The 23,732-nt window shown below is 58.5% G+C and carries 21 protein-coding genes and 4 tRNA genes; all 25 read left to right on the top strand.

Features of this window, described 5'->3' with window-relative positions:
• Positions 1–221 precede the first annotated feature (221 nt).
• The 25 genes from CQ007_RS15715 to rplB all read left to right on the top strand — a co-directional run bounded on the left by CQ007_RS15715 (position 222) and on the right by rplB (position 23,732).
• Positions 222–1,202 (top strand): biotin--[acetyl-CoA-carboxylase] ligase, encoded by a 981-nt coding sequence (locus CQ007_RS15715; protein ID WP_256582307.1) that lies wholly within the window; start codon positions 222–224, stop codon positions 1,200–1,202.
• The gene (locus CQ007_RS15710) at positions 1,192–1,944 is read left to right on the top strand and encodes a type III pantothenate kinase (protein WP_105646785.1); all 753 of its coding nucleotides are present in this window, start codon (positions 1,192–1,194) and stop codon (positions 1,942–1,944) included. The genes CQ007_RS15715 and CQ007_RS15710 overlap by 11 nt, the downstream gene beginning before the upstream one ends.
• Positions 1,941–2,603, top strand: coding sequence for a hypothetical protein (locus CQ007_RS15705; RefSeq protein WP_105646773.1), 663 nt, complete (start codon positions 1,941–1,943; stop codon positions 2,601–2,603). The genes CQ007_RS15710 and CQ007_RS15705 overlap by 4 nt, the downstream gene beginning before the upstream one ends.
• A 141-nt stretch (positions 2,604–2,744) precedes the next feature.
• Positions 2,745–2,829 (top strand) — tRNA-Tyr (locus tag CQ007_RS15700).
• A gap of 29 nt (positions 2,830–2,858) precedes the next feature.
• Positions 2,859–2,932 (top strand) — tRNA-Gly (locus CQ007_RS15695).
• 22 nt (positions 2,933–2,954) lie between these two features.
• Positions 2,955–3,030 (top strand) — tRNA-Thr (locus CQ007_RS15690).
• A gap of 86 nt (positions 3,031–3,116) precedes the next feature.
• On the top strand, positions 3,117–4,316 hold the full coding sequence (tuf, locus tag CQ007_RS15685; RefSeq protein ID WP_105646772.1) for an elongation factor Tu: 1,200 nt from the start codon (positions 3,117–3,119) through the stop codon (positions 4,314–4,316).
• 57 nt (positions 4,317–4,373) lie between these two features.
• Positions 4,374–4,449, top strand: a tRNA-Trp gene (locus CQ007_RS15680).
• Positions 4,450–4,486: 37 nt separating this feature from the next.
• The gene (secE, locus tag CQ007_RS15675) at positions 4,487–4,855 is read left to right on the top strand and encodes a preprotein translocase subunit SecE (protein ID WP_105646771.1); all 369 of its coding nucleotides are present in this window, start codon (positions 4,487–4,489) and stop codon (positions 4,853–4,855) included.
• 10 nt (positions 4,856–4,865) lie between these two features.
• Positions 4,866–5,399: a transcription termination/antitermination protein NusG gene (gene nusG / locus CQ007_RS15670; protein ID WP_105646770.1), complete on the top strand. Its 534-nt coding sequence runs from the start codon at positions 4,866–4,868 to the stop codon at positions 5,397–5,399.
• 116 nt (positions 5,400–5,515) lie between these two features.
• A complete protein-coding gene (gene rplK, locus CQ007_RS15665; protein ID WP_105646769.1) occupies positions 5,516–5,947 on the top strand; it encodes a 50S ribosomal protein L11 in 432 nt (143 codons plus the stop codon).
• Positions 5,947–6,642, top strand: a complete 696-nt coding sequence (gene rplA, locus CQ007_RS15660) for a 50S ribosomal protein L1 (protein WP_105646768.1) — start codon at positions 5,947–5,949, stop codon at positions 6,640–6,642. Before rplK ends, rplA begins: the two co-directional genes overlap by 1 nt.
• A 202-nt stretch (positions 6,643–6,844) precedes the next feature.
• Positions 6,845–7,345: a 50S ribosomal protein L10 gene (gene rplJ, locus CQ007_RS15655; protein WP_105646767.1), complete on the top strand. Its 501-nt coding sequence runs from the start codon at positions 6,845–6,847 to the stop codon at positions 7,343–7,345.
• A gap of 81 nt (positions 7,346–7,426) precedes the next feature.
• Positions 7,427–7,798, top strand: coding sequence for a 50S ribosomal protein L7/L12 (rplL, locus tag CQ007_RS15650; RefSeq protein ID WP_105646766.1), 372 nt, complete (start codon positions 7,427–7,429; stop codon positions 7,796–7,798).
• A 207-nt stretch (positions 7,799–8,005) separates the two neighbouring features.
• Entirely contained in the window at positions 8,006–12,076 is a 4,071-nt protein-coding gene (gene rpoB / locus CQ007_RS15645; protein ID WP_105646765.1) for a DNA-directed RNA polymerase subunit beta, read from the top strand.
• 65 nt (positions 12,077–12,141) lie between these two features.
• Positions 12,142–16,341 carry a DNA-directed RNA polymerase subunit beta' gene (gene rpoC, locus CQ007_RS15640; RefSeq protein WP_105646764.1) on the top strand — a complete coding sequence of 1,400 codons (4,200 nt, stop codon included), beginning with the start codon at positions 12,142–12,144 and terminating at the stop codon, positions 16,339–16,341.
• A 146-nt stretch (positions 16,342–16,487) separates the two neighbouring features.
• Positions 16,488–16,859, top strand: coding sequence for a 30S ribosomal protein S12 (rpsL, locus tag CQ007_RS15635; protein ID WP_036993737.1), 372 nt, complete (start codon positions 16,488–16,490; stop codon positions 16,857–16,859).
• A 97-nt stretch (positions 16,860–16,956) separates the two neighbouring features.
• Entirely contained in the window at positions 16,957–17,430 is a 474-nt protein-coding gene (rpsG, locus tag CQ007_RS15630; RefSeq protein ID WP_105646763.1) for a 30S ribosomal protein S7, read from the top strand.
• A gap of 21 nt (positions 17,431–17,451) precedes the next feature.
• Positions 17,452–19,554: an elongation factor G gene (gene fusA / locus CQ007_RS15625; RefSeq protein WP_105646762.1), complete on the top strand. Its 2,103-nt coding sequence runs from the start codon at positions 17,452–17,454 to the stop codon at positions 19,552–19,554.
• Between the two features lie 33 nt (positions 19,555–19,587).
• Positions 19,588–20,787 carry an elongation factor Tu gene (gene tuf / locus CQ007_RS15620; RefSeq protein ID WP_105646761.1) on the top strand — a complete coding sequence of 400 codons (1,200 nt, stop codon included), beginning with the start codon at positions 19,588–19,590 and terminating at the stop codon, positions 20,785–20,787.
• Positions 20,788–20,940: 153 nt separating this feature from the next.
• A complete protein-coding gene (rpsJ, locus tag CQ007_RS15615) occupies positions 20,941–21,252 on the top strand; it encodes a 30S ribosomal protein S10 (RefSeq protein ID WP_044501102.1) in 312 nt (103 codons plus the stop codon).
• A 94-nt stretch (positions 21,253–21,346) separates the two neighbouring features.
• Positions 21,347–21,985, top strand: coding sequence for a 50S ribosomal protein L3 (gene rplC, locus CQ007_RS15610; protein WP_105646760.1), 639 nt, complete (start codon positions 21,347–21,349; stop codon positions 21,983–21,985).
• Positions 21,986–21,997: 12 nt separating this feature from the next.
• Complete coding sequence (gene rplD, locus CQ007_RS15605) at positions 21,998–22,600, top strand: 50S ribosomal protein L4 (RefSeq protein ID WP_105646759.1); 603 nt, start codon at positions 21,998–22,000, stop codon at positions 22,598–22,600.
• Complete coding sequence (gene rplW / locus CQ007_RS15600; RefSeq protein WP_105646758.1) at positions 22,597–22,893, top strand: 50S ribosomal protein L23; 297 nt, start codon at positions 22,597–22,599, stop codon at positions 22,891–22,893. The genes rplD and rplW overlap by 4 nt, the downstream gene beginning before the upstream one ends.
• Positions 22,894–22,907: 14 nt before the next feature.
• A complete protein-coding gene (gene rplB / locus CQ007_RS15595) occupies positions 22,908–23,732 on the top strand; it encodes a 50S ribosomal protein L2 (RefSeq protein WP_105646757.1) in 825 nt (274 codons plus the stop codon).

Genomic DNA, 23,732 nt, shown 5'->3' with positions numbered 1-23,732 from the left:
CCGAACTCAGCAGTGAAACGATGCATCGCCGATGGTAGTGTGGGGCTTCCCCATGTGAGAGTAGGTCATCGTCAAGCGCCAAACGCAGAACCCCGATCAGGAAACTGGTCGGGGTTTTGTCTTTTTCGGGCCGGAAAAAGCGGTGGCATTGTTACATTTCCATTCATAAACCGGCGCGTCAGCGCTATCATGCGCAGTTCATTTTCCATGACCGACAGACCATGCTAGCTGCGTTATTCAACATGATGTCCGATGGGCAGTTCCACTCTGGTGAGGATCTGGGCAAGGCCCTGGGCGTCAGCCGGGCCGCTGTGTGGAAGGCGTTGAAGCGTCTGGAAGACGATGGCTTTCCCATCCAAAGGGTGCGGGGCAGAGGCTATCGGATTCCGCCGGGAGCCTGTCTGCTGGATCTGGCGGCGATCCGCGGTGCCATGCCGGCGGAACTGGCCGAGCAGATCGGCTGGCAATTGCTGGATACGGTGGACTCCACCAATGCCCAGCTAATGCGTCAGCTGGCTTCATCAGCGAATCAGTCACGGCCTCTGGTCTGTCTTGCCGAGCAGCAGTCAGCCGGTAAGGGGCGGCGGGGGCGGGAGTGGGTCAGCCCCTATGCGCAGAACATCTACCTATCCCTGGCATTGCCATTCTCTGGCGGTGCGCAACGGCTGGAAGGGTTGAGCCTGCTGGTGGGTCTGGTTCTGGTCGAGACGCTCGATGCCCGCGGTTTCCCAGGGTGTGCCTTGAAGTGGCCAAATGACGTGCTGTTCGATGGACGCAAGTTGGCGGGCATCCTGGTGGAGCTCGCCGGAGACCTGACTTCCGATTGCGTGGCGATCATCGGCGTGGGGATCAATGTTCTGATGAGTGACGCCGAGGCAGCCATCGAGCAGGCCTGGACCTCCTTGTTGCTATCCCGCCAGGGTGGAGAGCTGAACCGTAACCTGCTGGTCGCGGAGTTCGTGCAGCGCTTGCTGGCTGCGGTGCAGGTGTTTCGCGAGCAGGGCTTTGCCCCCTTTGCCGACGCCTGGCAGTGTCGTGATGCATGGCGCGGTCTGCCGGTTCGGGTTCAGGCTGGCGTCAACGCCTGGTCTGGCCTGGAGCTCGGCGTGGACAGCAGGGGAGCTCTGCGACTGGAAACGGTTGATGGCGAGGTGTTGCTCAATGGCGGTGAAGTGAGCCTGAGGCTGAATGATGATTCTTGAGCTGGATTGCGGCAACACGCTGATCAAATGGCGATTGCTGGATCGTGAAGGGCGTGTCCGGGATGGCGATATGGCGCCGGATCTGGTGGAACTGCAGCGTCTGCTCGGTGGCCAGGAGCGCGAGATCCATGGTTGCCGGCTGGTCAGCGTGCGCTCCGAGGAGGAGACCCAGGTCATCCTCGATCAGTTGACCAGTTGGCTCAAGCGTCACCCCATGCTGGCCCGTCCGGGCACACAGTTGGCGGGTGTCAGCAATGGCTATGCCGATACTGCCCGGTTGGGCATGGATCGCTGGCTGGCCCTGGTGGCCGGTTATCAGCTGTGTGGGCGAGCCTGTGTAGTGATCGACCTGGGTACGGCGGTGACCACCGATTTCGTCGATGCCGGCGGCCGCCACCTTGGTGGCTATATTGCGCCCGGCAGCAAGCTGTTGCGCAGTAGTCTGCTCAATCATACGCGCCTGATACGCTATGGCGACAGCGTGCATGGGAACCTGGCCGAGCCGAGCCCTGGTACCACTACCGCGGAGGCGGTGGAGTTCGGCTGCGGATTGATGCTGTCAGGCTTCGTTCGTGAACAGTTGCGCATAGCCCACCAGCTGCTGGGGGACGATCCGGCGATCATTCTCACCGGGGGGGATGCGGCAAGCATGGCGCAAATCCTGCCGGAAGGGGCGCTGGTGATATCGGATCTGGTTTTCCGTGGCCTGGCCCTGGCCTGTCCCATGGAACTCGGACCATGAAATATGTATTCCTGTCGTTGTTGTTGCTGAATATCCTGTATGCCCTCTGGCAGTTGCAGGGCCGGCCGGATGACGGTCAGGAGCCAGTAGCGATCTCCTCGCCTGCTGCAGAGGTGACGCCGGTTGAGTCGCCGGTGGTGCAGGGAGAGCCGCAGCCGCGTTCCGCTGCTGCGCTATGCGTCAGGCTGGGTCAGTTCGAGACGATGGGGGAGGCTGAGCAATTGCGTCAGCGTCTGCTTGCTCTGGATATCGCCTCGCAGGTTCAGCCAAGGGAGGTGGTCAGTGGCACCGACTATTGGCTGGTGATGCCGGTGGTGGGAGGCGAGCGGCACGCCGTGATCCAGCTCTCGGCATTGCAGGAGCAGGGCATCGACAGTTTCCTCATCACCCGGGGTGAGTTGGCTGGCCAGTTGTCGCTCGGGGTATTCTCCCGGGAGGAGTATGCTCAGCTTCGGCAGGAACAGCTGCGTGAGCTGGGTCATGAGGTGCATCTGCACGCCATGAGCAAGAAGGATCAGCAGTTTGTGGTGGAAGTGAGCAGCGCAGCCAGGCGTTTGGTAGACCAGGCCATGCTCTCGCGCCTGCGTGCCGACTTCCCGTCGCTGCAGCATCAGTATCAACCGTGTACAGGCGTTGCTAATAGCCCGCGTATCCCCTAGAATAGCGGCCGCTCCAGCGTGGCATCCGGGAAATCGGAATGATGCGACTGGGCAAAGCCCTGAAACTTTTCAAGTTGCGGTTTTTTCTAAGAAAAGTGTTGACAGGGCGGCGCCAAGTGATGAAAATGGCGCCTCTTTTACGGAGGGGTTCCCGAGCGGTCAAAGGGATCAGACTGTAAATCTGACGGCTTAGCCTTCGAAGGTTCAAATCCTTCCCCCTCCACCAGATTTAGTATTGCCGGGCACAGGCTCTTGGCGGGTATAGTTCAACGGTAGAACCTCAGCCTTCCAAGCTGATGGTGCGGGTTCGATTCCCGCTACCCGCTCCAGTCCGGTAATGCGACGGTGTAAGCTCATGTAGCTCAGCTGGTAGAGCACACCCTTGGTAAGGGTGAGGTCAGCGGTTCAATTCCGCTCATGAGCTCCAGTAATAAGGCAGATATGCAAATATCTGCCTTTTATTTAATGGTCGCGTGACTCGCGCATTGCATTCAGCATAGGGGATCTCTCGAGATGGCTAAAGAGAAGTTCGAACGCAGCAAACCGCACCTGAACGTGGGCACCATCGGTCACGTTGACCATGGCAAGACCACTCTGACCGCTGCCCTGACCCGCGTTTGCGCCGAAGTGTTCGGCAGCGCCGGCACCTCCAAGGGTTACGATCAGATCGATAACGCCCCTGAAGAAAAGGCGCGCGGTATCACCATCAACACCTCGCACGTAGAGTACGATTCCCCGACTCGTCACTACGCGCACGTTGATTGCCCCGGTCACGCCGACTACGTCAAGAACATGATCACCGGTGCTGCCCAGATGGACGGCGCGATCCTGGTCTGCTCCGCTGCTGACGGCCCCATGCCGCAGACTCGCGAGCACATCCTGCTGTCCCGTCAGGTAGGCGTACCTTACATTGTCGTGTTCCTGAACAAGGCCGACATGGTTGATGACGAAGAGCTGCTGGAACTGGTTGAGATGGAAGTGCGCGATCTGCTGAGCACTTACGACTTCCCCGGTGACGACACTCCGATCATCGTTGGTTCGGCCCTGATGGCGCTGAACGGTCAGGACGACAACGGCATGGGCACCACTGCGGTCAAGACTCTGGTCGAGACCCTGGACAGCTACATCCCCGAGCCTGAGCGTGCCATCGACAAGCCGTTCCTGATGCCGATCGAAGACGTATTCTCCATTTCCGGTCGCGGTACTGTTGTGACTGGTCGTGTTGAGCGCGGTATCGTTCGCGTCCAGGAAGAAGTGGAAATCGTTGGTATCAAGGACACCGTCAAGACTACCTGTACTGGTGTCGAGATGTTCCGCAAACTGCTCGACGAAGGTCGTGCCGGTGAGAACGTCGGTGTTCTGCTGCGTGGTACCAAGCGTGAAGACGTAGAGCGTGGTCAGGTTCTGGCCAAGCCGGGCACCATCAAGCCGCACACCCAGTTCGAAGCTGAAGTGTACGTGCTGGGCAAGGACGAAGGTGGTCGTCACACTCCGTTCTTCAAAGGCTACCGTCCGCAGTTCTACTTCCGTACTACTGACGTGACCGGTTCCTGCGAACTGCCGGAAGGCGTGGAAATGGTCATGCCGGGCGACAACGTCAAGCTGGTTGTCACCCTGATCGCTCCGATCGCCATGGAAGACGGTCTGCGTTTCGCGATTCGCGAAGGCGGCCGTACCGTTGGCGCCGGCGTGGTTGCCAAGATCATCGCTTAATTAGCGATTGATCTTGAGAGGTTGAGCCGGTATGATTGCCGGCTCAACTGCGATTACAGGCCAGTAGCTCAATTGGCAGAGCGGCGGTCTCCAAAACCGCAGGTTGGGGGTTCGATTCCCTCCTGGCCTGCCAGATTATCTGGCAAAGACAAAACAGGATTGTACGATTGATGAGCACCAAGGCAGAAACTCACGATAGCCGCTTAGATGTCCTCAAGTGGATTGTCGTGGCTATACTCGTTTTTGTCGGCGTATACGGTAATCATTATTTCGCGGCTGAATCTGTTTTGTATCGTGCCGTAGCACTGGTTGTGCTCGGTTTGGTCGCTGGCTTCGTGGCCCTGCAGACCGAAAAAGGCAAGGCATTCTGGTCGCTGCTTAAAGAAGCGCGTATTGAAATACGCAAAGTGGTCTGGCCAACGCGTACGGAAACTACTCAGACAACCCTCATCGTCGTTGCAGTTGTGCTGATCATGGCCCTGGTCCTGTGGGGGCTCGATACCCTCCTGGGTTGGATTATTTCTAAGTTCATTGGCTAAAGGTGTTTCCGTGTCTAAGCGTTGGTACGTCATACATGCCTACTCGGGTTTCGAGAAGCACGTAATGCGCTCCCTGCAGGAGCGCATCAAGCTGGCCGGCATGGAAGATCAGTTTGGTGAAATCCTGGTGCCCACCGAGGAAGTGGTGGAAATGCGTAACGGGCAGAAGCGCAAGAGCGAGCGCAAGTTCTTCCCCGGTTACGTCCTGGTTCAGATGGAAATGAATGAAGGTACCTGGCACCTGGTCAAGGATACCTCTCGTGTACTTGGTTTTATCGGTGGTACTGCCGATAAGCCGGCCCCCATTACTGATCGCGAGGCGGAAGCCATTCTGCGTCGCGTGGCTGACGGCAGCGACAAGCCGAAGCCGAAGACACTGTTCGAGCCGGGTGAGGTGGTCAGGGTTACTGACGGTCCGTTCGCCGACTTCAATGGTGTTGTTGAAGAAGTGAACTATGAGAAGAGCCGTGTTCAGGTGGCTGTTCTCATTTTTGGTCGCCCCACGCCAGTGGAGCTCGAATTCGGCCAGGTCGAAAAAGGCTGAGTTCCATCGCCCGCCTGAACCCTGCAGTGCCTGAAGGCAGTGCGGGGTTTTGTTGTCAGTGGGCAATACATTAAGACGGGGAGCCGCGAGGCGTTATTACCCATTGGAGAAAACAGATGGCAAAGAAGATTCAGGCTTATATCAAGCTGCAAGTCAAGGCCGGTCAGGCTAACCCGAGTCCGCCGGTAGGTCCGGCCCTGGGTCAGCACGGCGTCAACATCATGGAATTCTGCAAGGCGTTCAACGCCAAGACCCAGGGTATGGAGCCCGGTCTGCCGACTCCCGTGATCATCACTGTCTACAGCGATCGCAGCTTCACTTTTGAAACCAAGAGTACTCCTGCTGCCGTTCTGCTGCTGAAAGCCGCAGGCGTCAAGAGCGGTTCTGCGCGTCCGAACAGCCAGAAAGTGGGTACCGTTACCCGCGCTCAAATCGAAGAGATCGCCAAGACCAAACAGGCTGATCTGACCGCTGCCGACATGGAAGCAGCTGTGCGCACCATCGCGGGCTCGGCCCGTAGCATGGGTCTGACTGTGGAGGGTGTGTAATGGCTAAGCTGACCAAGCGTCAAAAGGCGATCAACGAGAAGATTGATAGCACCAAGGTATACAGCTTTGAAGAAGCTGCCGCCCTGCTGGCCGAGGTTTCCAGCGTCAAGTTCGTCGAGTCCGTTGACGTAGCCGTCAACCTCGGTGTCGACCCGCGCAAATCCGACCAGGTTGTACGTGGCGCCACTCTGCTGCCCCACGGCACTGGCAAGACCGTTCGTGTTGCCGTATTCACCCAGGGTGCCAACGCTGAAGCTGCTCTGGCAGCCGGCGCCGACAAGGTCGGTATGGACGATCTGGCCGCTGAAATGAAAGCTGGTGATCTGAACTATGACGTAGTCATCGCTTCTCCTGATGCGATGCGTGTCGTTGGCCAGCTGGGTCAGGTACTGGGTCCGCGCGGCCTGATGCCGAACCCGAAGGTCGGCACTGTATCCGCCGATGTGGCCACCGCGGTAAAAAATGCCAAGGCTGGTCAGGTGCGCTACCGTACCGACAAGAACGGTATCATTCATTGCTCCGTAGGCAAGGTCGGTTTCGAGCCGGTCAAGCTGAAGGAAAACGTCGAAGCCCTGCTGGCTGACCTGAAGAGGGCCAAGCCGTCCACCTCCAAGGGTATCTACCTGCAGCGCGTGTCCCTGAGCACCACCATGGGTCCGGGCGTTCAGGTTGATCATGCTTCGCTGAACATCTGATTCAACGACGCGCCGCTTGCGGCGCGTCAACTATTGGGGTCCCTGCCAGTTGGGGGCTGTCCAAGACCGTAGGTGGCGCAAGCCTTAAACCCGGAGCAATCCCAGGCCTACGCAGATGGTGCTCACGATTCAGTGCAGGCTGGATCAGACACCAAAACATATCGCCTTAGGGCGATCAATGGTAAATCCAGGAGTAGAACCCGTGGCAATTAAGCTCGAAGACAAAAAGGCCATCGTCGCTGAAGTCAACGAAGCTGCCAAAGGTGCGCTGTCTGCCGTTGTGGTTGATGCCCGCGGTGTGAGCGTTGCTGCCATGACTGGTCTGCGCAAAGATGCACGTGAAGCTGGTGTTTATGTACGTGTTGTACGTAACACCCTGCTGCGTCGTGCCGTTGAAGGTACTCAGTACGATTGCCTCAACGACGTCTTTGTTGGTCCGACTCTTATCGCTTTCTCCAACGAACATCCGGGCGCTGCCGCTCGCCTGTTCAAGGAGTTCGCCAAAGGTCAGGACAAGTTTCAGATCAAGGCTGCATCGTTCGAAGGCAACTACCTTTCAGCTGAACAGATCGACATTCTGGCTACACTGCCGACTTACGACGAGGCAATCAGCCAGCTGATGAGCGTGATTCAAGGCGCTACCAGCAAGTTTGTTCGTACTTTGGCCGCTGTCCGCGATCAGAAGGAAGCCGAAGCAGCCTAATCGGCGCGCTGAATGCTTTTTCGTTTGCTTTTAATGTTTTGACGACCCAAGGGTTGTCCCCCAATACAGGAATATAGAGTCATGGCTCTGACCAACGAAGATATCATCAACGCAGTATCTGAAATGTCCGTTATGCAGGTCGTTGAACTGATCAGCGCAATGGAAGAGAAGTTCGGTGTATCCGCCGCTGCAGCCGTTGCTGCTGGCCCGGCTGCTGGTGGCGCTGCTGCCGCTGAAGAGCAAACCGAATTCAACGTTATTCTGACCGGCGCTGGCGAGAAGAAAGTCAACGTGATCAAGGCTGTTCGCGAGCTGACCGGTCTGGGTCTGAAAGAAGCCAAAGCCATGGTTGACGGCGCTCCGTCCACCATCAAGGAAGGTGTATCCAAGGACGAAGCCGAAGCAGCCAAGAAGTCGCTGGAAGAGGCTGGTGCAGCGGTCGAGCTCAAGTAAGCTTGCGCGACCTTGCACCGACAGTCTGATCAACGGTCAGATTGATGGCTGGTGGCCTGTGTGCCACCGGCCTTTTTCCGTTGCAGCACGATGTCTGGCTGCACGGATCCACTCCAGGCGAGTGAGCAAGACGAGGTCTTGCAAGCATTTTCAGGCTTTCCCGTCAGGGGGAGCCAATCAAGCAGGTGACCAAGCTGGGGAACGCTGATGGCTTACTCATATACTGAGAAAAAACGTATCCGCAAGGACTTTGGCAAACTGCCGCATGTGATGGATGTGCCCTACCTGCTGGCTATTCAGCTGGATTCCTACCGGGAATTCCTGCAAGCCGGCGTGGATAAGGATAACGTTCGTGATATCGGTCTGCACGCGGCCTTCAAATCTGTCTTCCCCATTATCAGCTATTCCGGTAATGCGGCGCTCGAATATGTCGGTTACCGGTTGGGTGACCCGGCTTTCGATGTAAAGGAGTGTGTGCTGCGCGGCGTGACCTATGCGGTCCCGCTGCGGGTAAAAGTGCGCCTGATCATCTTTGATCGCGAATCAGCCAGCAAGGCGATCAAGGATATCAAGGAGCAGGAAGTCTACATGGGTGAAATACCCCTGATGACCGAGAACGGTACCTTCGTGATCAATGGTACCGAGCGTGTGATCGTCTCCCAGCTGCACCGCAGCCCGGGTGTGTTCTTCGACCATGACCGTGGCAAGACGCACAGCTCCGGCAAGCTGCTGTATTCCGCCCGCGTGATTCCCTACCGCGGCTCCTGGCTGGACTTCGAGTTCGATCCCAAGGATGCGGTCTTCGTCCGTATCGACCGTCGCCGCAAGCTGCCGGCATCGGTACTGCTGCGCGCGCTGGGTTATCAGACCGAGGAAATCCTCGACATCTTCTACGATACCAACAAGTTCGAGGTGCATGGCGAGAGCCTGCAGCTGGAGCTGGTACCGCAGCGCCTGCGCGGTGAGATCGCCACCTTCGACATTACCGATGGCAAGGGCAAGGTGATTGTCGAGAAGGGTCGCCGGATTACCGCGCGTCACATCAACCAGCTGGAAAAGGCCGGCATCAACAGCCTGGAAGTCCCCTACGACTACCTGCTTGGCCGCACCATCGCCAAGACTGTGGTACATCCGGCGACCGGCGAGATCATCGTTGATTGCAATACCGAGATCAGCGTTGACCTGATCGATAAGCTGGTCAAGGCGCAGATCTCCCAGATCGAAACGCTGTACACCAACGATATCGATTGCGGTCCGTTCATCTCCGATACCCTGCGCATCGATACCACCACCAGCCAGCTTGAAGCCCTGGTGGAGATCTACCGGATGATGCGCCCCGGCGAGCCGCCGACCAAGGACGCCGCCGAGACCCTGTTCGGCAACCTGTTCTTCAGCAGCGACCGCTACGACCTGTCCGCAGTGGGCCGCATGAAGTTCAACCGCCGGATCGGCCGCGAGGAAATCGAAGGCGCCGGTGTGCTGAGCAAGGAAGACATCATCGAGGTCCTCAAGACCCTGGTGGATATCCGTAACGGCAAGGGCGTGGTCGACGATATCGATCACCTGGGCAACCGTCGCATCCGCTCCGTTGGCGAAATGGCCGAGAACCAGTTCCGTGTCGGTCTGGTGCGTGTCGAGCGCGCGGTCAAGGAGCGTCTGTCCATGGCCGAAAGCGAAGGCCTGATGCCGCAGGACCTGATCAACGCCAAGCCGGTTGCGGCGGCGGTGAAAGAGTTCTTTGGCTCCAGCCAGCTGTCGCAGTTCATGGACCAGAACAACCCGCTGTCCGAGATCACCCACAAGCGCCGTGTGTCCGCGCTTGGGCCGGGCGGTCTGACCCGTGAGCGTGCCGGCTTCGAAGTGCGCGACGTGCACCCGACCCACTATGGTCGCGTATGTCCGATCGAGACCCCTGAAGGTCCGAACATCGGTCTGATCAACTCGTTGGCTACCTACGCGCGGACCAATGAATACGGCTTCCTCGAAAGCCCGTACCGTCGGGTCAAGGACGCCCTGGTTACCGACGAGATCGTGTTCCTGTCGGCCATCGAAGAGTCCGACCACGTCATCGCCCAGGCCAGTGCCGAAGTGCGTGATGGTCGCCTGGTCGAAGAGCTGGTTGCCGTTCGCCACATGAACGAATTCAGTGTCAAGGCGCCGGAAGAAGTCACCCTGATGGACGTATCGCCGCGTCAGGTTGTGTCGGTTGCCGCCTCGCTGATTCCGTTCCTCGAGCATGACGATGCCAACCGTGCACTCATGGGTTCGAACATGCAGCGCCAGGCCGTACCGACCCTGCGTGCCGAGAAGCCGCTGGTGGGTACCGGTATGGAGCGCAACGTGGCACTGGATTCCGGTGTCTGCGTTACCGCCCGCCGCGGTGGTGTGGTCGACTCGGTCGATGCCAGCCGTATCGTTATTCGCGTGAATGATGACGAGGTCGAGGCCGGTGAGGCCGGTGTGGATATCTACACCCTGACCAAGTACACCCGCTCCAACCAGAACACCTGCATCAACCAGCGTCCGCTGGTGAAGAAAGGCGATGTGGTGGCGATCAAGGACATCCTCGCCGACGGCTCTTCCGTCGACATGGGTGAGCTGGCCCTGGGTCAGAACATGCGCGTGGCGTTCATGCCGTGGAACGGCTACAACTTCGAGGACTCCATCCTCGTATCCGAGCGTGTGGTTCAGGAAGACCGCTTCACCACCATCCACATCCAGGAACTGACCTGCGTATCGCGTGACACCAAGCTGGGGCCAGAGGAAATCACCTCGGACATCCCCAACGTCGGTGAAGCGGCGCTGGGCAAGCTGGATGAAGCCGGCATCGTCTACGTGGGCGCCGAAGTGGGCCCGGGCGACATTCTGGTCGGCAAGGTCACGCCCAAGGGCGAGACTCAGCTGACGCCGGAAGAGAAGCTGCTGCGCGCGATCTTCGGTGAGAAGGCTTCCGATGTGAAGGACACCTCCCTGCGCGTGCCGACCGGCACCAAGGGCACCGTCATCGACGTGCAGGTATTCACCCGTGACGGCGTCGAGCGTGACAGCCGTGCGCTGGCCATCGAGAAGCAGCAGCTGGACGAGATCCGCAAGGATCTGCAGGAAGAGTTCCGTATCATCGAAACCGCGGCGTTCGAGCGCCTTGGTAGTGCGCTGATCGGGCAGGCCGCCGAAGGCGGTGCCGGCCTGAAGAAGGGCACCGAACTGACCGCCGAGATCCTCGAGAGTATCGAGCGGGGCCAGTGGTTCAAGCTGCGCATGAGCGATGACGTTCTCAACGAGCAGCTGGAACGTACTCAGGCCTACCTGATCGATCGCCGCAAGATGCTCGACGAGAAGTTCGAAGACAAGAAGCGCAAGCTGCAGCAGGGCGATGACCTGGCGCCGGGCGTACTGAAGATCGTCAAGGTCTACCTGGCAATCAAGCGTCGCATCCAGCCGGGTGACAAGATGGCTGGTCGTCACGGTAACAAGGGTGTCATTTCGGTGATCATGCCGATCGAAGACATGCCCCATGACGAGAACGGCACGCCGGTGGATATCGTGCTCAACCCGCTGGGTGTACCGTCGCGGATGAACGTCGGTCAGATCCTCGAAACCCACCTGGGCCTGGCGGCCAAGGGCCTGGGCGAGAAGATCAACCGCATGCTGGAAGAGCAGCGCAAGGTGGCCGAGCTCCGCGAGTTCCTGGACGAGGTGTACAACAAGGTTGGTGGTCGTCAGGAGAACCTGGATGCCCTCAGCGACCAGGAGATTATCGACCTGGCCGACAACCTGCGTGCCGGTGTGCCCATGGCCACAGCGGTATTTGACGGTGCTGAAGAGCATGAGATCAAGCATATGCTGCGCCTGGCAGACCTGCCGGACAGTGGTCAGATGCGTCTGTACGACGGCCGTACCGGCAATGCCTTCGACCGTCCGGTGACTGTCGGTTACATGTACATGCTCAAGCTGAACCACCTGGTTGACGACAAGATGCACGCCCGTTCGACCGGTTCCTACAGCCTGGTAACACAGCAGCCGCTGGGTGGTAAGGCTCAGTTCGGCGGTCAGCGTTTCGGTGAGATGGAGGTCTGGGCCCTGGAAGCCTACGGCGCGGCCTACACCCTGCAGGAAATGCTGACTGTGAAATCGGATGACGTGAACGGCCGTACCAAGATGTACAAGAACATCGTGGATGGCGACCATCGCATGGAGGCCGGCATGCCCGAGTCCTTCAACGTGCTGGTCAAGGAGATCCGTTCGCTGGCCATCGATATCGACCTGGAATCCGAATAACCACCGACTGCCCACGTCTCGGGCGGAGTTGCTCCGCCCTTGAGACACTGCGAGGAGTATAGGCCTTGAAAGACTTATTGAACCTGCTCAAGTCCCAAGGACAGATTGAAGAGTTCGATTCCATTCGAATCGGCTTGGCATCGCCGGAGATGATCCGGTCCTGGTCCTACGGCGAAGTGAAGAAGCCGGAGACCATCAACTACCGTACGTTCAAGCCCGAGCGTGACGGCCTGTTCTGCGCCAAGATCTTTGGCCCGGTCAAGGACTACGAGTGCCTGTGCGGCAAGTACAAGCGCCTCAAGCACCGTGGCGTGATCTGTGAAAAGTGCGGTGTGGAAGTGGCCCTGGCCAAGGTGCGTCGCGAGCGCATGGGTCACATCGAACTGGCTTCCCCGGTCGCCCATATCTGGTTCCTGAAATCCCTGCCGTCCCGTATCGGTCTGCTGCTGGACATGACCTTGCGTGATATCGAGCGGGTGCTGTACTTTGAAAGCTATGTGGTGATCGAGCCCGGTCTGACCACGCTGGAGAAGGGCCAGCTGCTGAATGACGAGCAGTATTTCGAAGCGCTGGAAGAGTTCGGTGACGAATTCGACGCGCGCATGGGTGCCGAGGCGGTATTCCAACTGCTGACCGCCATGGATCTGGACCACGAGATCAGCCGGCTGCGCGAGGAAATTCCGCAGACCACCTCGGAAACCAAGATCAAGAAGCTGTCCAAGCGTCTGAAGCTGATGGAAGCCTTCCATGGTTCCGGCAACAAGCCGGAGTGGATGGTCATGACCGTACTGCCAGTGCTGCCGCCGGACCTGCGTCCGCTGGTGCCGCTGGATGGTGGTCGTTTTGCCACTTCCGACCTGAACGACCTGTACCGTCGGGTGATCAACCGTAACAACCGTCTGAAGCGGCTGTTGGATCTGTCCGCGCCGGACATCATCGTGCGCAACGAAAAGCGCATGCTGCAGGAGTCGGTTGATGCGCTGCTGGACAACGGTCGCCGTGGCCGGGCCATCACCGGTACCAACAAGCGTCCGCTGAAATCCCTTGCCGACATGATCAAGGGTAAGCAGGGTCGTTTCCGTCAGAACCTGCTCGGTAAGCGTGTCGACTACTCCGGTCGTTCGGTGATCGTGGTGGGTCCGACCCTGCGTCTGCACCAGTGCGGTCTGCCGAAGAAAATGGCCCTGGAGCTGTTCAAGCCGTTCATCTTCGGCAAGCTGGAACATCGTGGCCTGGCGACCACCATCAAGGCCGCCAAGAAGATGGTCGAGCGTGAATTGCCAGAAGTGTGGGATATCCTCGCTGAGGTGATTCGCGAGCACCCGGTACTGCTCAACCGTGCGCCGACCCTGCACCGTCTGGGTATCCAGGCGTTCGAGCCGGTACTGATCGAAGGCAAGGCGATTCAGCTGCACCCGCTGGTCTGTGCCGCCTACAACGCCGACTTCGACGGTGACCAGATGGCCGTACACGTGCCGCTGACCCTGGAAGCCCAGCTGGAAGCGCGCGCGTTGATGATGTCGACCAACAACATCCTGTCCCCCGCCAGCGGTGAGCCGATCATCGTGCCGTCGCAGGACGTGGTACTGGGGCTGTACTACATGACCCGCTCGCGCATCAATGCCAGGGGCGAGGGCATGGCGTTCAGCAGCATCGCGGAAGTCGAAATGGCCTACCGCAGCGGCCAGATCGAGCTGCATGCCATGGTCAAGGTGCGCATCACCGAGACCGTCAAGCACAAGGATGACAGTCTCGTCACCGAAACCCGTATCGTCGACACCACTGTCGGCCGTGCGCTGCTGTTCCAGGTGCTGCCATCCGGTCTGCCCTTCGCGCTGGTCGATCAGCCGCTGAAGAAGAAGGCGATCTCCAAGCTGATCAACACCAGCTACCGGGTGGTCGGTCTGAAGGAGACCGTGATCTTCGCTGACCAGCTGATGTATACCGGGTTCGCCTATTCGACCGTTTCCGGTGCCTCGATCGGTGTCAACGACTTCGAGATCCCGCAGGAGAAGGCGGAAATCATCGATCGCGCCACTGCTGAAGTGAAGGAAATCGAGGATCAGTACGCTTCCGGTCTGGTTACCGCCGGTGAGAAGTACAACAAGGTCATCGACTTGTGGTCCCGTGCCAACGATGAGATCTCCAAGGCGATGATGGACAACCTGAAGGTTGACCGGGTCATCGACCGGGAAGGCAACGAAGTGGACCAGGAGTCCTTCAACTCCATGTACATGATGGCCGACTCCGGTGCCCGGGGTTCCGCGGCGCAGATTCGTCAGTTGGCCGGTATGCGTGGTCTGATGGCCAAGCCGGACGGCTCGATCATCGAGACGCCGATCATCGCCAACTTCCGTGAAGGTCTGAACGTACTGCAGTACTTCATCTCCACCCACGGTGCCCGTAAGGGTCTGGCCGATACGGCATTGAAGACTGCCAACTCCGGTTACCTGACCCGTCGTCTGGTCGACGTGGCCCAGGATCTGGTGATCACCGAGGTCGATTGTGGTACTGACCAGGGTCTGGTCATGAAGCCGCATATCGAAGGTGGCGACATCGTCGAGCCGCTGGGTGAGCGCGTATTGGGGCGTGTCATTGCCCGCGATGTGTTCAAACCGGGTACCGAGGAAGTGATCGTCTCCGGTGGCACGCTGATTGACGAGCAGTGGGTTGAATTCCTGGAGCTGAACAGTGTGGACGAGGTGATTGTCCGCTCGCCCATTACCTGTGAAACCCGCTACGGTGTATGTTCCACCTGCTACGGCCGTGACCTGGCCCGCGGGCACCAGATCAACATCGGTGAGGCGGTGGGTGTCATCGCGGCCCAGTCGATCGGTGAGCCGGGTACCCAGCTGACCATGCGTACGTTCCACATCGGTGGTGCCGCCAGCCGGACCGCCGCCCAGGACAGTATTCAGGTCAAGAGTGCCGGTACCATCCGTCTGCACAACCTGAAGCACGTAACCCGCGACGACGGCGCACTGGTGGCGGTGTCCCGCTCCGGTGAGCTGGCTCTGGCGGACGAGTTCGGTCGTGAGCGCGAGCGCTACAAGCTGCCCTACGGTGCGGTGATCTCCATCCATGAGGGTGATCAGGTCCAGGCCGGCCAGGTAGTTGCCAAGTGGGATCCGCACACTCACCCGATCGTGACCGAGATCGCCGGTACCGTGCAGTTCGTGGGGATGGAAGAGGGTATCACCATCCGTCGCCAGACCGACGAGCTGACCGGTCTGAGCAACATCGAAGTGATGGCGGTGCACGAGCGGCCCTCGGCTGGTAAGGATATCCGTCCGACCATCAAGCTGATCGGCACCGATGGCAAGGAATTGATGCTGCCGGGCACCGACGTGCCGGCACAGTACTTCCTGCCGGAGAAGACCCAGGTCAACCTGTCCGATGGCGTTGAAGTAACCATCGGTGACGTTATCGCGCGTATTCCGCGTGAAACTTCCAAGACCCGGGACATCACCGGTGGTCTGCCGCGCGTGGCCGACCTGTTCGAGGCGCGGCGTCCGAAGGAGCCGTCCATCCTGGCGGAAGTCAGCGGCACCATTTCCTTCGGCAAGGAAACCAAGGGCAAGCGTCGTCTGGTGATTACCCCCACCGACGGTAGCGATCCGTACGAGGAACTGATTCCGAAGTGGCGCCACCTGAACGTGTTCGAAGGTGAACAGGTCACCAAGGGTGAAGTCATCTCCGATGGTCCGAGCAACCCGCACGATATCCTGCGTCTGCTGGGTGTCAGCGAGCTGGCCAAGTACATCGTCAACGAGATCCAGGACGTTTACCGCCTGCAGGGCGTGAAGATCAACGACAAGCATATCGAAGTGACCATCCGCCAGATGCTGCGCAAGGTCGAGATCAGCGAGTCCGGTGATTCCAGCTTCATCAAGGGTGACCAGGTCGAACTGACCCAGGTGCTTGAAGAGAACGAAGCGCTGGCAGGGCAGGACAAGTTCCCGGCCAAGTACGAGCGCGTGCTGCTGGGTATCACCAAGGCATCGCTGTCGACCGAGTCGTTCATCTCCGCGGCCTCCTTCCAGGAGACCACGCGGGTACTGACCGAGGCTGCCGTCACCGGCAAGCGCGATCACCTGCGCGGTCTGAAGGAGAACGTGGTGGTTGGTCGTCTGATCCCGGCCGGTACCGGTCTGGCCTACCACGCCGAGCGCAAGCGTCAGCGCATGGCCGACAAGCCGACCAAAGTAAGTGCAAGTGAAGTCGAGCAGGCACTGTCCGACGCGCTGAATTTCAGCGGCAACTAGGCAGTGTCACTCGTCGCGGACCGCGGCGGGTGTGCTTGACGCTCAGGGGCGGTGTCTATAGAATTCCGTACCCCTAAAATAGGCGGGGCATTTTGCCCTGCCGTTTTATTTAATATGTCCCAGGGACATCTATGGAGTTTTGCTAGATGGCAACAATCAACCAGCTGGTTCAAAAGCCGCGTAAGCGTGTTGCTGAAAAAAGCGACGTGCCCGCGCTGCAGAACTGCCCGCAGCGTCGTGGTGTATGTACTCGCGTATATACCACCACGCCGAAGAAGCCGAACTCGGCTCTGCGTAAGGTCTGCCGCGTACGCTTGACCAACGGCTTTGAAGTTTCTTCCTATATCGGTGGTGAAGGCCACAACCTGCAAGAGCACAGCGTCGTTCTGATTCGCGGCGGCCGTGTAAAAGACTTGCCGGGTGTGCGTTACCACACTGTTCGCGGTTCGCTGGACACCTCCGGTGTCAAAGACCGTAAGCAGGGTCGTTCCAAGTACGGCGCCAAGCGTCCGAAGTAATTTTGAATTCATCTAACCTGAGTCGATAAGAGTAAGGTCAGGCGTAACGAAAATGTTGCAGTCCTGAGCTAACCTGAAGACCGTTTGAGGGCTTATCATGCCAAGACGTCGTGTAGCGGCAAAACGTGAGATCCTGCCAGAACCAAAGTATGGCAGCCAGATTCTCGCCAAATTCATGAACCATGTAATGGAAAGCGGCAAGAAATCCACCGCTGAGCGCATCGTGTACGGTGCTCTGGAAAAGGTTAAAGAGCGCACCAAGACTGATGATCCGGTCGAGCTGTTCGAAAAGGCGCTCGATGCCATCGCTCCGCTGGTCGAGGTCAAATCTCGCCGTGTAGGTGGTGCCACCTACCAGGTTCCGGTTGAAGTGCGTCCCTCCCGCCGCAATGCCCTGGCAATGCGTTGGTTGGTAGATGCTGCCCGTAAGCGTGGCGAGAAGTCGATGGATCTGCGTCTTGCTGGTGAGCTGATGGATGCATCAGAAGGCAAGGGCTCTGCGGTCAAGAAGCGTGAAGACGTGCACCGTATGGCTGAAGCGAACAAAGCTTTCTCCCACTATCGCTTCTAAACAACGACTCAGGAGACTATCGTGGCTCGTACAACCCCGATCAATCTATACCGCAATATCGGTATTTGTGCGCACGTCGATGCGGGCAAAACCACAACCACGGAACGGATCCTGTTCTACACTGGCGTCAACCATAAAATGGGTGAGACCCATGATGGCGCCAGTACCACTGACTGGATGGCCCAGGAGCAGGAGCGTGGTATTACCATTACTTCTGCTGCGGTCACCGCGTTCTGGCAGGGTTCCGAGAAGCAGTACAAGCAGCACCGTGTAAACGTTATCGACACCCCCGGCCACGTTGACTTCACCATTGAAGTAGAGCGCTCCCTGCGCGTGCTCGACGGCGCTGTCGTGGTGTTCTGCGGCACCTCCGGTGTTGAGCCGCAGTCCGAGACCGTATGGCGTCAGGCCAACAAGTACGGCGTGCCGCGTATCGTTTACGTGAACAAGCTGGACCGCCAGGGTGCCAACTTCCTGCGCGTGGTCGAGCAGATCAAGAAGCGTCTGGGGCACACTCCGGTGCCGCTGCAGCTGCAGATCGGTTCTGAAGAGAACTTCGCTGGTCAGGTCGACTTGCTGCGCATGAAGGCCATCTACTGGAACGATGCCGACATGGGCATGACCTTCCGCGAGGAAGAGATCCCGGAAGATATGGTCGAGCTGGCCAATCAGTACCGCGAAAACCTGGTTGAAGCAGCTGCCGAAGCCAACGAAGAGCTGATGAACAAGTACCTGGAAGAGGGCGACCTGACTCTGGAAGAGATCAAGGCCGGTCTGCGTCAGCGTACCCTCGCCAGCGAAATCGTTCCTGCTGTCTGCGGCTCCTCGTTCAAGAACAAGGGTGTGCCGCTGGTGCTGGACGCCGTTATCGACTTCCTGCCGGCTCCTGACGAGGTCGCGGCCATCAAGGGCGTGCACCCGGATGACGACGAGAAGACCGATCAGCGTATTTCCAGTGACGACGAGCCTTTCGCTGCGCTGGCATTCAAGATCGCTACCGACCCCTTCGTTGGTACCCTGACCTTCGTTCGCGTGTACTCGGGCGTGCTGTCTTCCGGCGACTCGGTGATGAACTCGGTCAAGGGCAAGAAAGAGCGTGTCGGTCGTATGGTGCAGATGCAGGCCAACAACCGCGAAGAAATCAAGGAAGTACGCGCTGGTGACATCGCTGCCCTGATCGGCATGAAGGATGTGACCACGGGTGACACCCTGTGTGATCTGGACAAGCAGATCGTGCTGGAGCGCATGGAATTCCCCGAGCCGGTGATCCACGTTGCCGTCGAGCCGAAAACCAAGGCTGACCAGGAGAAGATGGGTGTGGCACTGGGCAAGCTGGCCCAGGAAGATCCGTCCTTCCGTGTGCGTACCGACGAAGAATCCGGTCAGACCATCATCGGCGGTATGGGTGAGCTGCACCTGGACATCATCGTTGACCGCATGAAGCGTGAGTTCAACGTTGAGGCCAATATCGGCAAGCCGCAGGTGGCCTATCGCGAAGCGATTCGCAATACCTGCGAGATCGAAGGCAAGTTCGTGCGTCAGTCCGGTGGCCGTGGTCAGTTCGGTCACGTCTGGATTCGCTTCGAGCCGGCTGAAGAGAGTGCCGAAGGTCTGGTTTTCGCCAGCGAAGTCGTTGGTGGTGTGGTACCCAAGGAATACATTCCTGCGGTACAGAAGGGCATTGATGAGCAGATGAAGAACGGTGTTCTCGCCGGTTACCCGCTGCTCAGCCTCAAGGCAACCATCTTTGATGGTTCTTATCATGATGTGGACTCGAACGAAATGGCGTTCAAGATCGCCGCTTCCATGGCCACCAAGCAGTTGGCCCAGAAAGGCGGTGCTGTTCTGCTCGAGCCGATCATGAAAGTTGAAGTAGTGACCCCTGAGGACTACATGGGTGACGTGATGGGTGACCTCAACCGTCGTCGTGGTCTGGTCCAGGGTATGGAAGACTCTCCCTCCGGGAAGGTCATCCGTGCTGAGGTTCCGCTGGGTGAGATGTTTGGTTACGCCACGGATGTACGCTCCATGTCCCAGGGACGCGCGAGCTACTCCATGGAGTTCTCCAAATACGCCGAGGCTCCCTCGAACATCGTTGACGCTATTATCAAGAAGCAAGGTTGATTGCTTCCTGGCTAATTCAAGAGGTTACTAATCGTGGCAAAAGAAAAGTTTGAACGTAATAAACCGCACCTGAACGTGGGCACCATCGGTCACGTTGACCATGGCAAGACCACTCTGACCGCTGCCCTGACCCGCGTTTGCGCCGAAGTGTTCGGCAGCGCCGGCACCTCCAAGGGTTACGATCAGATCGATAACGCCCCTGAAGAAAAGGCGCGCGGTATCACCATCAACACCTCGCACGTAGAGTACGATTCCCCGACTCGTCACTACGCGCACGTTGATTGCCCCGGTCACGCCGACTACGTCAAGAACATGATCACCGGTGCTGCCCAGATGGACGGCGCGATCCTGGTCTGCTCCGCTGCTGACGGCCCCATGCCGCAGACTCGCGAGCACATCCTGCTGTCCCGTCAGGTAGGCGTACCTTACATTGTCGTGTTCCTGAACAAGGCCGACATGGTTGATGACGAAGAGCTGCTGGAACTGGTTGAGATGGAAGTGCGCGATCTGCTGAGCACTTACGACTTCCCCGGTGACGACACTCCGATCATCGTTGGTTCGGCCCTGATGGCGCTGAACGGTCAGGACGACAACGGCATGGGCACCACTGCGGTCAAGACTCTGGTCGAGACCCTGGACAGCTACATCCCCGAGCCTGAGCGTGCCATCGACAAGCCGTTCCTGATGCCGATCGAAGACGTATTCTCCATTTCCGGTCGCGGTACTGTTGTGACTGGTCGTGTTGAGCGCGGTATCGTTCGCGTCCAGGAAGAAGTGGAAATCGTTGGTATCAAGGACACCGTCAAGACTACCTGTACTGGTGTCGAGATGTTCCGCAAACTGCTCGACGAAGGTCGTGCCGGTGAGAACGTCGGTGTTCTGCTGCGTGGTACCAAGCGTGAAGACGTAGAGCGTGGTCAGGTTCTGGCCAAGCCGGGCACCATCAAGCCGCACACCCAGTTCGAAGCTGAAGTGTACGTGCTGGGCAAGGACGAAGGTGGTCGTCACACTCCGTTCTTCAAAGGCTACCGTCCGCAGTTCTACTTCCGTACTACTGACGTGACCGGTTCCTGCGAACTGCCGGAAGGCGTGGAAATGGTCATGCCGGGCGACAACGTCAAGCTGGTTGTCACCCTGATCGCTCCGATCGCCATGGAAGACGGTCTGCGTTTCGCGATTCGCGAAGGCGGTCGTACCGTTGGCGCCGGCGTGGTTGCCAAGATCATCGCTTGATGATCTGAGTCATAAGCAAAAGCCCCCGGTGATCGGGGGCTTTTGTATTATGGTTGACACTGGGCGGGTGCATCAGTAGAATTGCGCCTCCCTTGGATGGGCCTGCCCAGCTGGGTATGCTCTGAAGAATTGAAGCTTGGAGTTTCTGGTCAAATGCAGAACCAACAGATTCGTATTCGGTTGAAGGCTTTTGACCATCGCCTGATAGATCAATCAACCCAGGAAATCGTGGATACCGCGAAACGTACTGGGGCTCAGGTGCGTGGTCCGATACCTTTGCCGACACGCAAAGAGCGTTTTACCGTGCTGATTTCTCCGCACGTCAACAAAGATGCCCGGGATCAATATGAAATCCGTACCCATAAGCGGGTACTGGATATCGTTCAGCCCACCGACAAAACTGTCGATGCGCTGATGAAACTGGACCTTGCAGCTGGCGTTGAGGTTCAGATCAGCCTCGGCTGATAGCCCCACACGACGGGGGCTATCCAGCCGTGTAACGCCCTGAAATGGGCGGCCATAGCGGGTAATAGCCCCGTGCACTCATGAGGTTTACAACATGACTATTGGTGTAGTCGGCCGGAAATGCGGTATGACCCGCGTTTTCACTGAAGATGGTGTTTCCATTCCTGTTACGGTGGTTGAGGTCGAGCCAAACCGTATCACTCAAGTCAAGTCCCTTGAAAAGGACGGCTATCAGGCCGTTCAGATCACCGTGGGCGAGCGTCGCGCCAGTCGCGTCAGCAAGCCGATGGCCGGGCATTTTGCCAAAGCCAATACTGCTGCAGGTCGCAGCGTATGCGAGTTCCGCCTGGAAGAGGGTGCTGAATTCGACGCGGGTGCAGAAATCAACGTTGGCATTTTCGAAGCGGGCCAGAAAGTAGACGTTACCGGTCAGTCCAAAGGTAAGGGCTTCGCCGGTACCATCAAGCGCTGGAACTTCCGCGGACAGGATGCCACCCACGGTAACTCCCTGTCCCACCGTGTTCCCGGTTCCATTGGCCAGTGCCAGACCCCGGGTCGCGTATTCAAGGGCAAGAAGATGGCCGGTCACATGGGTGCCAGACAGGTGACGGTGCAGACCCTGGAAATCGTACGTGTTGACGCCGAACGCAACCTGTTGCTCATCAAGGGCTCGGTTCCCGGCGCGCCCGGCAGCGACGTCATTGTCCGCCCGGCAGTCAAGGCCAAGGGTTAAGGGGGAGTTAGCATGAATTTGAATGTAGCTGGTGCGAGCGCGATCGAAGTTTCCGATCTGGCCTTCGCCACCGAGTTTAACGAAACCCTGGTTCACCAAGCCGTTGTTGCCTACATGGCTGGTGGTCGTCAGGGCACCAAGCAGCAGAAGACCCGTTCCGAAGTCTCCGGTGGCGGCAAGAAGCCCTGGCGCCAGAAAGGCACCGGTCGCGCTCGTGCCGGTACCATCCGCAGCCCGATCTGGCGCGGGGGCGGTACCACTTTTGCAGCTCGTCCGCGTAACCATGAGCAGAAGCTGAACCGGAAGATGTACCGTGGCGCCATGCGCTCGATCCTGTCCGAGCTGGTGCGTCTGGAGCGGCTGGTCGTGGTTGAGAGCTTCGCTGTCGATGCGCCCAAGACCAAGGCCCTGGTTGGCAAGCTCAAAGAGCTTAACCTGGAAAACGTGCTGATCGTTACCGATAGCCTGGATACCAACCTGTATCTGGCTGCGCGCAACCTGCCGCATGTCGATGTACGTGATGTGCAGGGTTCAGATCCGGTCAGCCTGATCGCTTACGACAAGGTACTGATCACCGTGCCTGCTGTTAAGAAGTTCGAGGAGATGCTGGGATGAACCAGGAGCGCATTTTCAAAGTACTGCTTGGCCCGCATGTATCCGAGAAGGCTACCGTGCTGGCTGACAGCAAGAACCAGATTGTCTTCAAGGTGGATACCACTGCGACCAAGCTGGAAATCAAGAAAGCCGTTGAGCAGCTGTTCAACGTCAAGGTCGACAGCGTGTCGACTCTGAATGTCAAAGGCAAGACCAAGCGAACCGTTCGCGGCCTGGGCAAGCGTAATGACTGGAAGAAGGCCTATGTCAGCCTGCAGCCCGGTCAGGACATCGACTTTGCCAGCGCTGAATAAGAAAGGGGTACATCATGGCAATTGTTAAATGTAAACCTACTTCCGCTGGCCGCCGCTTCGTTGTAAAGGTCGTAAGCTCGGACCTGCACAAGGGTGCTCCTTATGCACCTCTGCTCGAGAAGCAAGGCAAGTCTGGTGGACGTAACAATAATGGTCGCATCACCACGCGTCATCGTGGGGGCGGTCATAAGCAGCACTATCGTCTGGTCGATTTTCGTCGCAACAAGGATGGCATTCCCGCCACCGTTGAGCGTATCGAATACGATCCGAACCGTACCGCTCATATTGCTCTGCTGAAGTATGCCGATGGCGAGCGCCGTTACATCATCGCCCCCAAGGGCGTGAGTGCTGGCGATCAACTGGTCTCGGGTGCCGATGCACCGATCAAGGCTGGTAACGCTCTGCCGCTGCGCAACATTCCGGTGGGTAGCACCATCCACGCGATCGAACTGAAGCCGGGTAAAGGCGCTCAGGTTGCTCGCAGTGCCGGTGCCGCCGTACAGCTGGTAGCCCGCGAAGGCGCCTATGTCACCGTTCGCCTGCGTTCCGGCGAAATGCGCAAGGTCCTTGGCGAGTGCCGTGCCACCCTGGGTGAAGTATCCAACGGTGAACACAGCCTGCGCTCCCTGGGCAAAGCCGGTGCCACTCGCTGGCGTGGTGTGCGTCCGACCGTTCGTGGTGTTGCCATGAACCCGGTTGACCACCCGCATGGTGGTGGTGAAGGGCGTACTTCTGGTGGTCGTCATCCGGTGTCGCCGTGGGGCTTCCCCACCAAGGGTGCCAAGACTCGGTCCAACAAGCGCACTGACAACATGATTGTCCGTCGTCGCAGCAAGTAA

Source organism: Pseudomonas sp. MYb185, from assembly GCF_002979975.1.
GTDB lineage: Bacteria > Pseudomonadota > Gammaproteobacteria > Pseudomonadales > Pseudomonadaceae > Halopseudomonas.
The sequence above is the reverse complement of the archived record's forward strand: the minus strand, read 5'-3'. Positions and strand labels throughout refer to the sequence as shown.

Coding starts and splice junctions, on each gene's coding strand:
- CQ007_RS15715 (WP_256582307.1), top strand. CDS start 222: ATGCTAGCTGCGTTATTCAACATGATGTCCGATGGGCAGTTCCACTCT.
- CQ007_RS15710 (WP_105646785.1), top strand. CDS start 1,192: ATGATTCTTGAGCTGGATTGCGGCAACACGCTGATCAAATGGCGATTG.
- CQ007_RS15705 (WP_105646773.1), top strand. CDS start 1,941: ATGAAATATGTATTCCTGTCGTTGTTGTTGCTGAATATCCTGTATGCC.
- tuf (WP_105646772.1), top strand. CDS start 3,117: ATGGCTAAAGAGAAGTTCGAACGCAGCAAACCGCACCTGAACGTGGGC.
- secE (WP_105646771.1), top strand. CDS start 4,487: ATGAGCACCAAGGCAGAAACTCACGATAGCCGCTTAGATGTCCTCAAG.
- rplK (WP_105646769.1), top strand. CDS start 5,516: ATGGCAAAGAAGATTCAGGCTTATATCAAGCTGCAAGTCAAGGCCGGT.
- rplA (WP_105646768.1), top strand. CDS start 5,947: ATGGCTAAGCTGACCAAGCGTCAAAAGGCGATCAACGAGAAGATTGAT.
- rplL (WP_105646766.1), top strand. CDS start 7,427: ATGGCTCTGACCAACGAAGATATCATCAACGCAGTATCTGAAATGTCC.
- rpoB (WP_105646765.1), top strand. CDS start 8,006: ATGGCTTACTCATATACTGAGAAAAAACGTATCCGCAAGGACTTTGGC.
- rpsL (WP_036993737.1), top strand. CDS start 16,488: ATGGCAACAATCAACCAGCTGGTTCAAAAGCCGCGTAAGCGTGTTGCT.
- rpsG (WP_105646763.1), top strand. CDS start 16,957: ATGCCAAGACGTCGTGTAGCGGCAAAACGTGAGATCCTGCCAGAACCA.
- rpsJ (WP_044501102.1), top strand. CDS start 20,941: ATGCAGAACCAACAGATTCGTATTCGGTTGAAGGCTTTTGACCATCGC.
- rplC (WP_105646760.1), top strand. CDS start 21,347: ATGACTATTGGTGTAGTCGGCCGGAAATGCGGTATGACCCGCGTTTTC.
- rplD (WP_105646759.1), top strand. CDS start 21,998: ATGAATTTGAATGTAGCTGGTGCGAGCGCGATCGAAGTTTCCGATCTG.
- rplW (WP_105646758.1), top strand. CDS start 22,597: ATGAACCAGGAGCGCATTTTCAAAGTACTGCTTGGCCCGCATGTATCC.
- rplB (WP_105646757.1), top strand. CDS start 22,908: ATGGCAATTGTTAAATGTAAACCTACTTCCGCTGGCCGCCGCTTCGTT.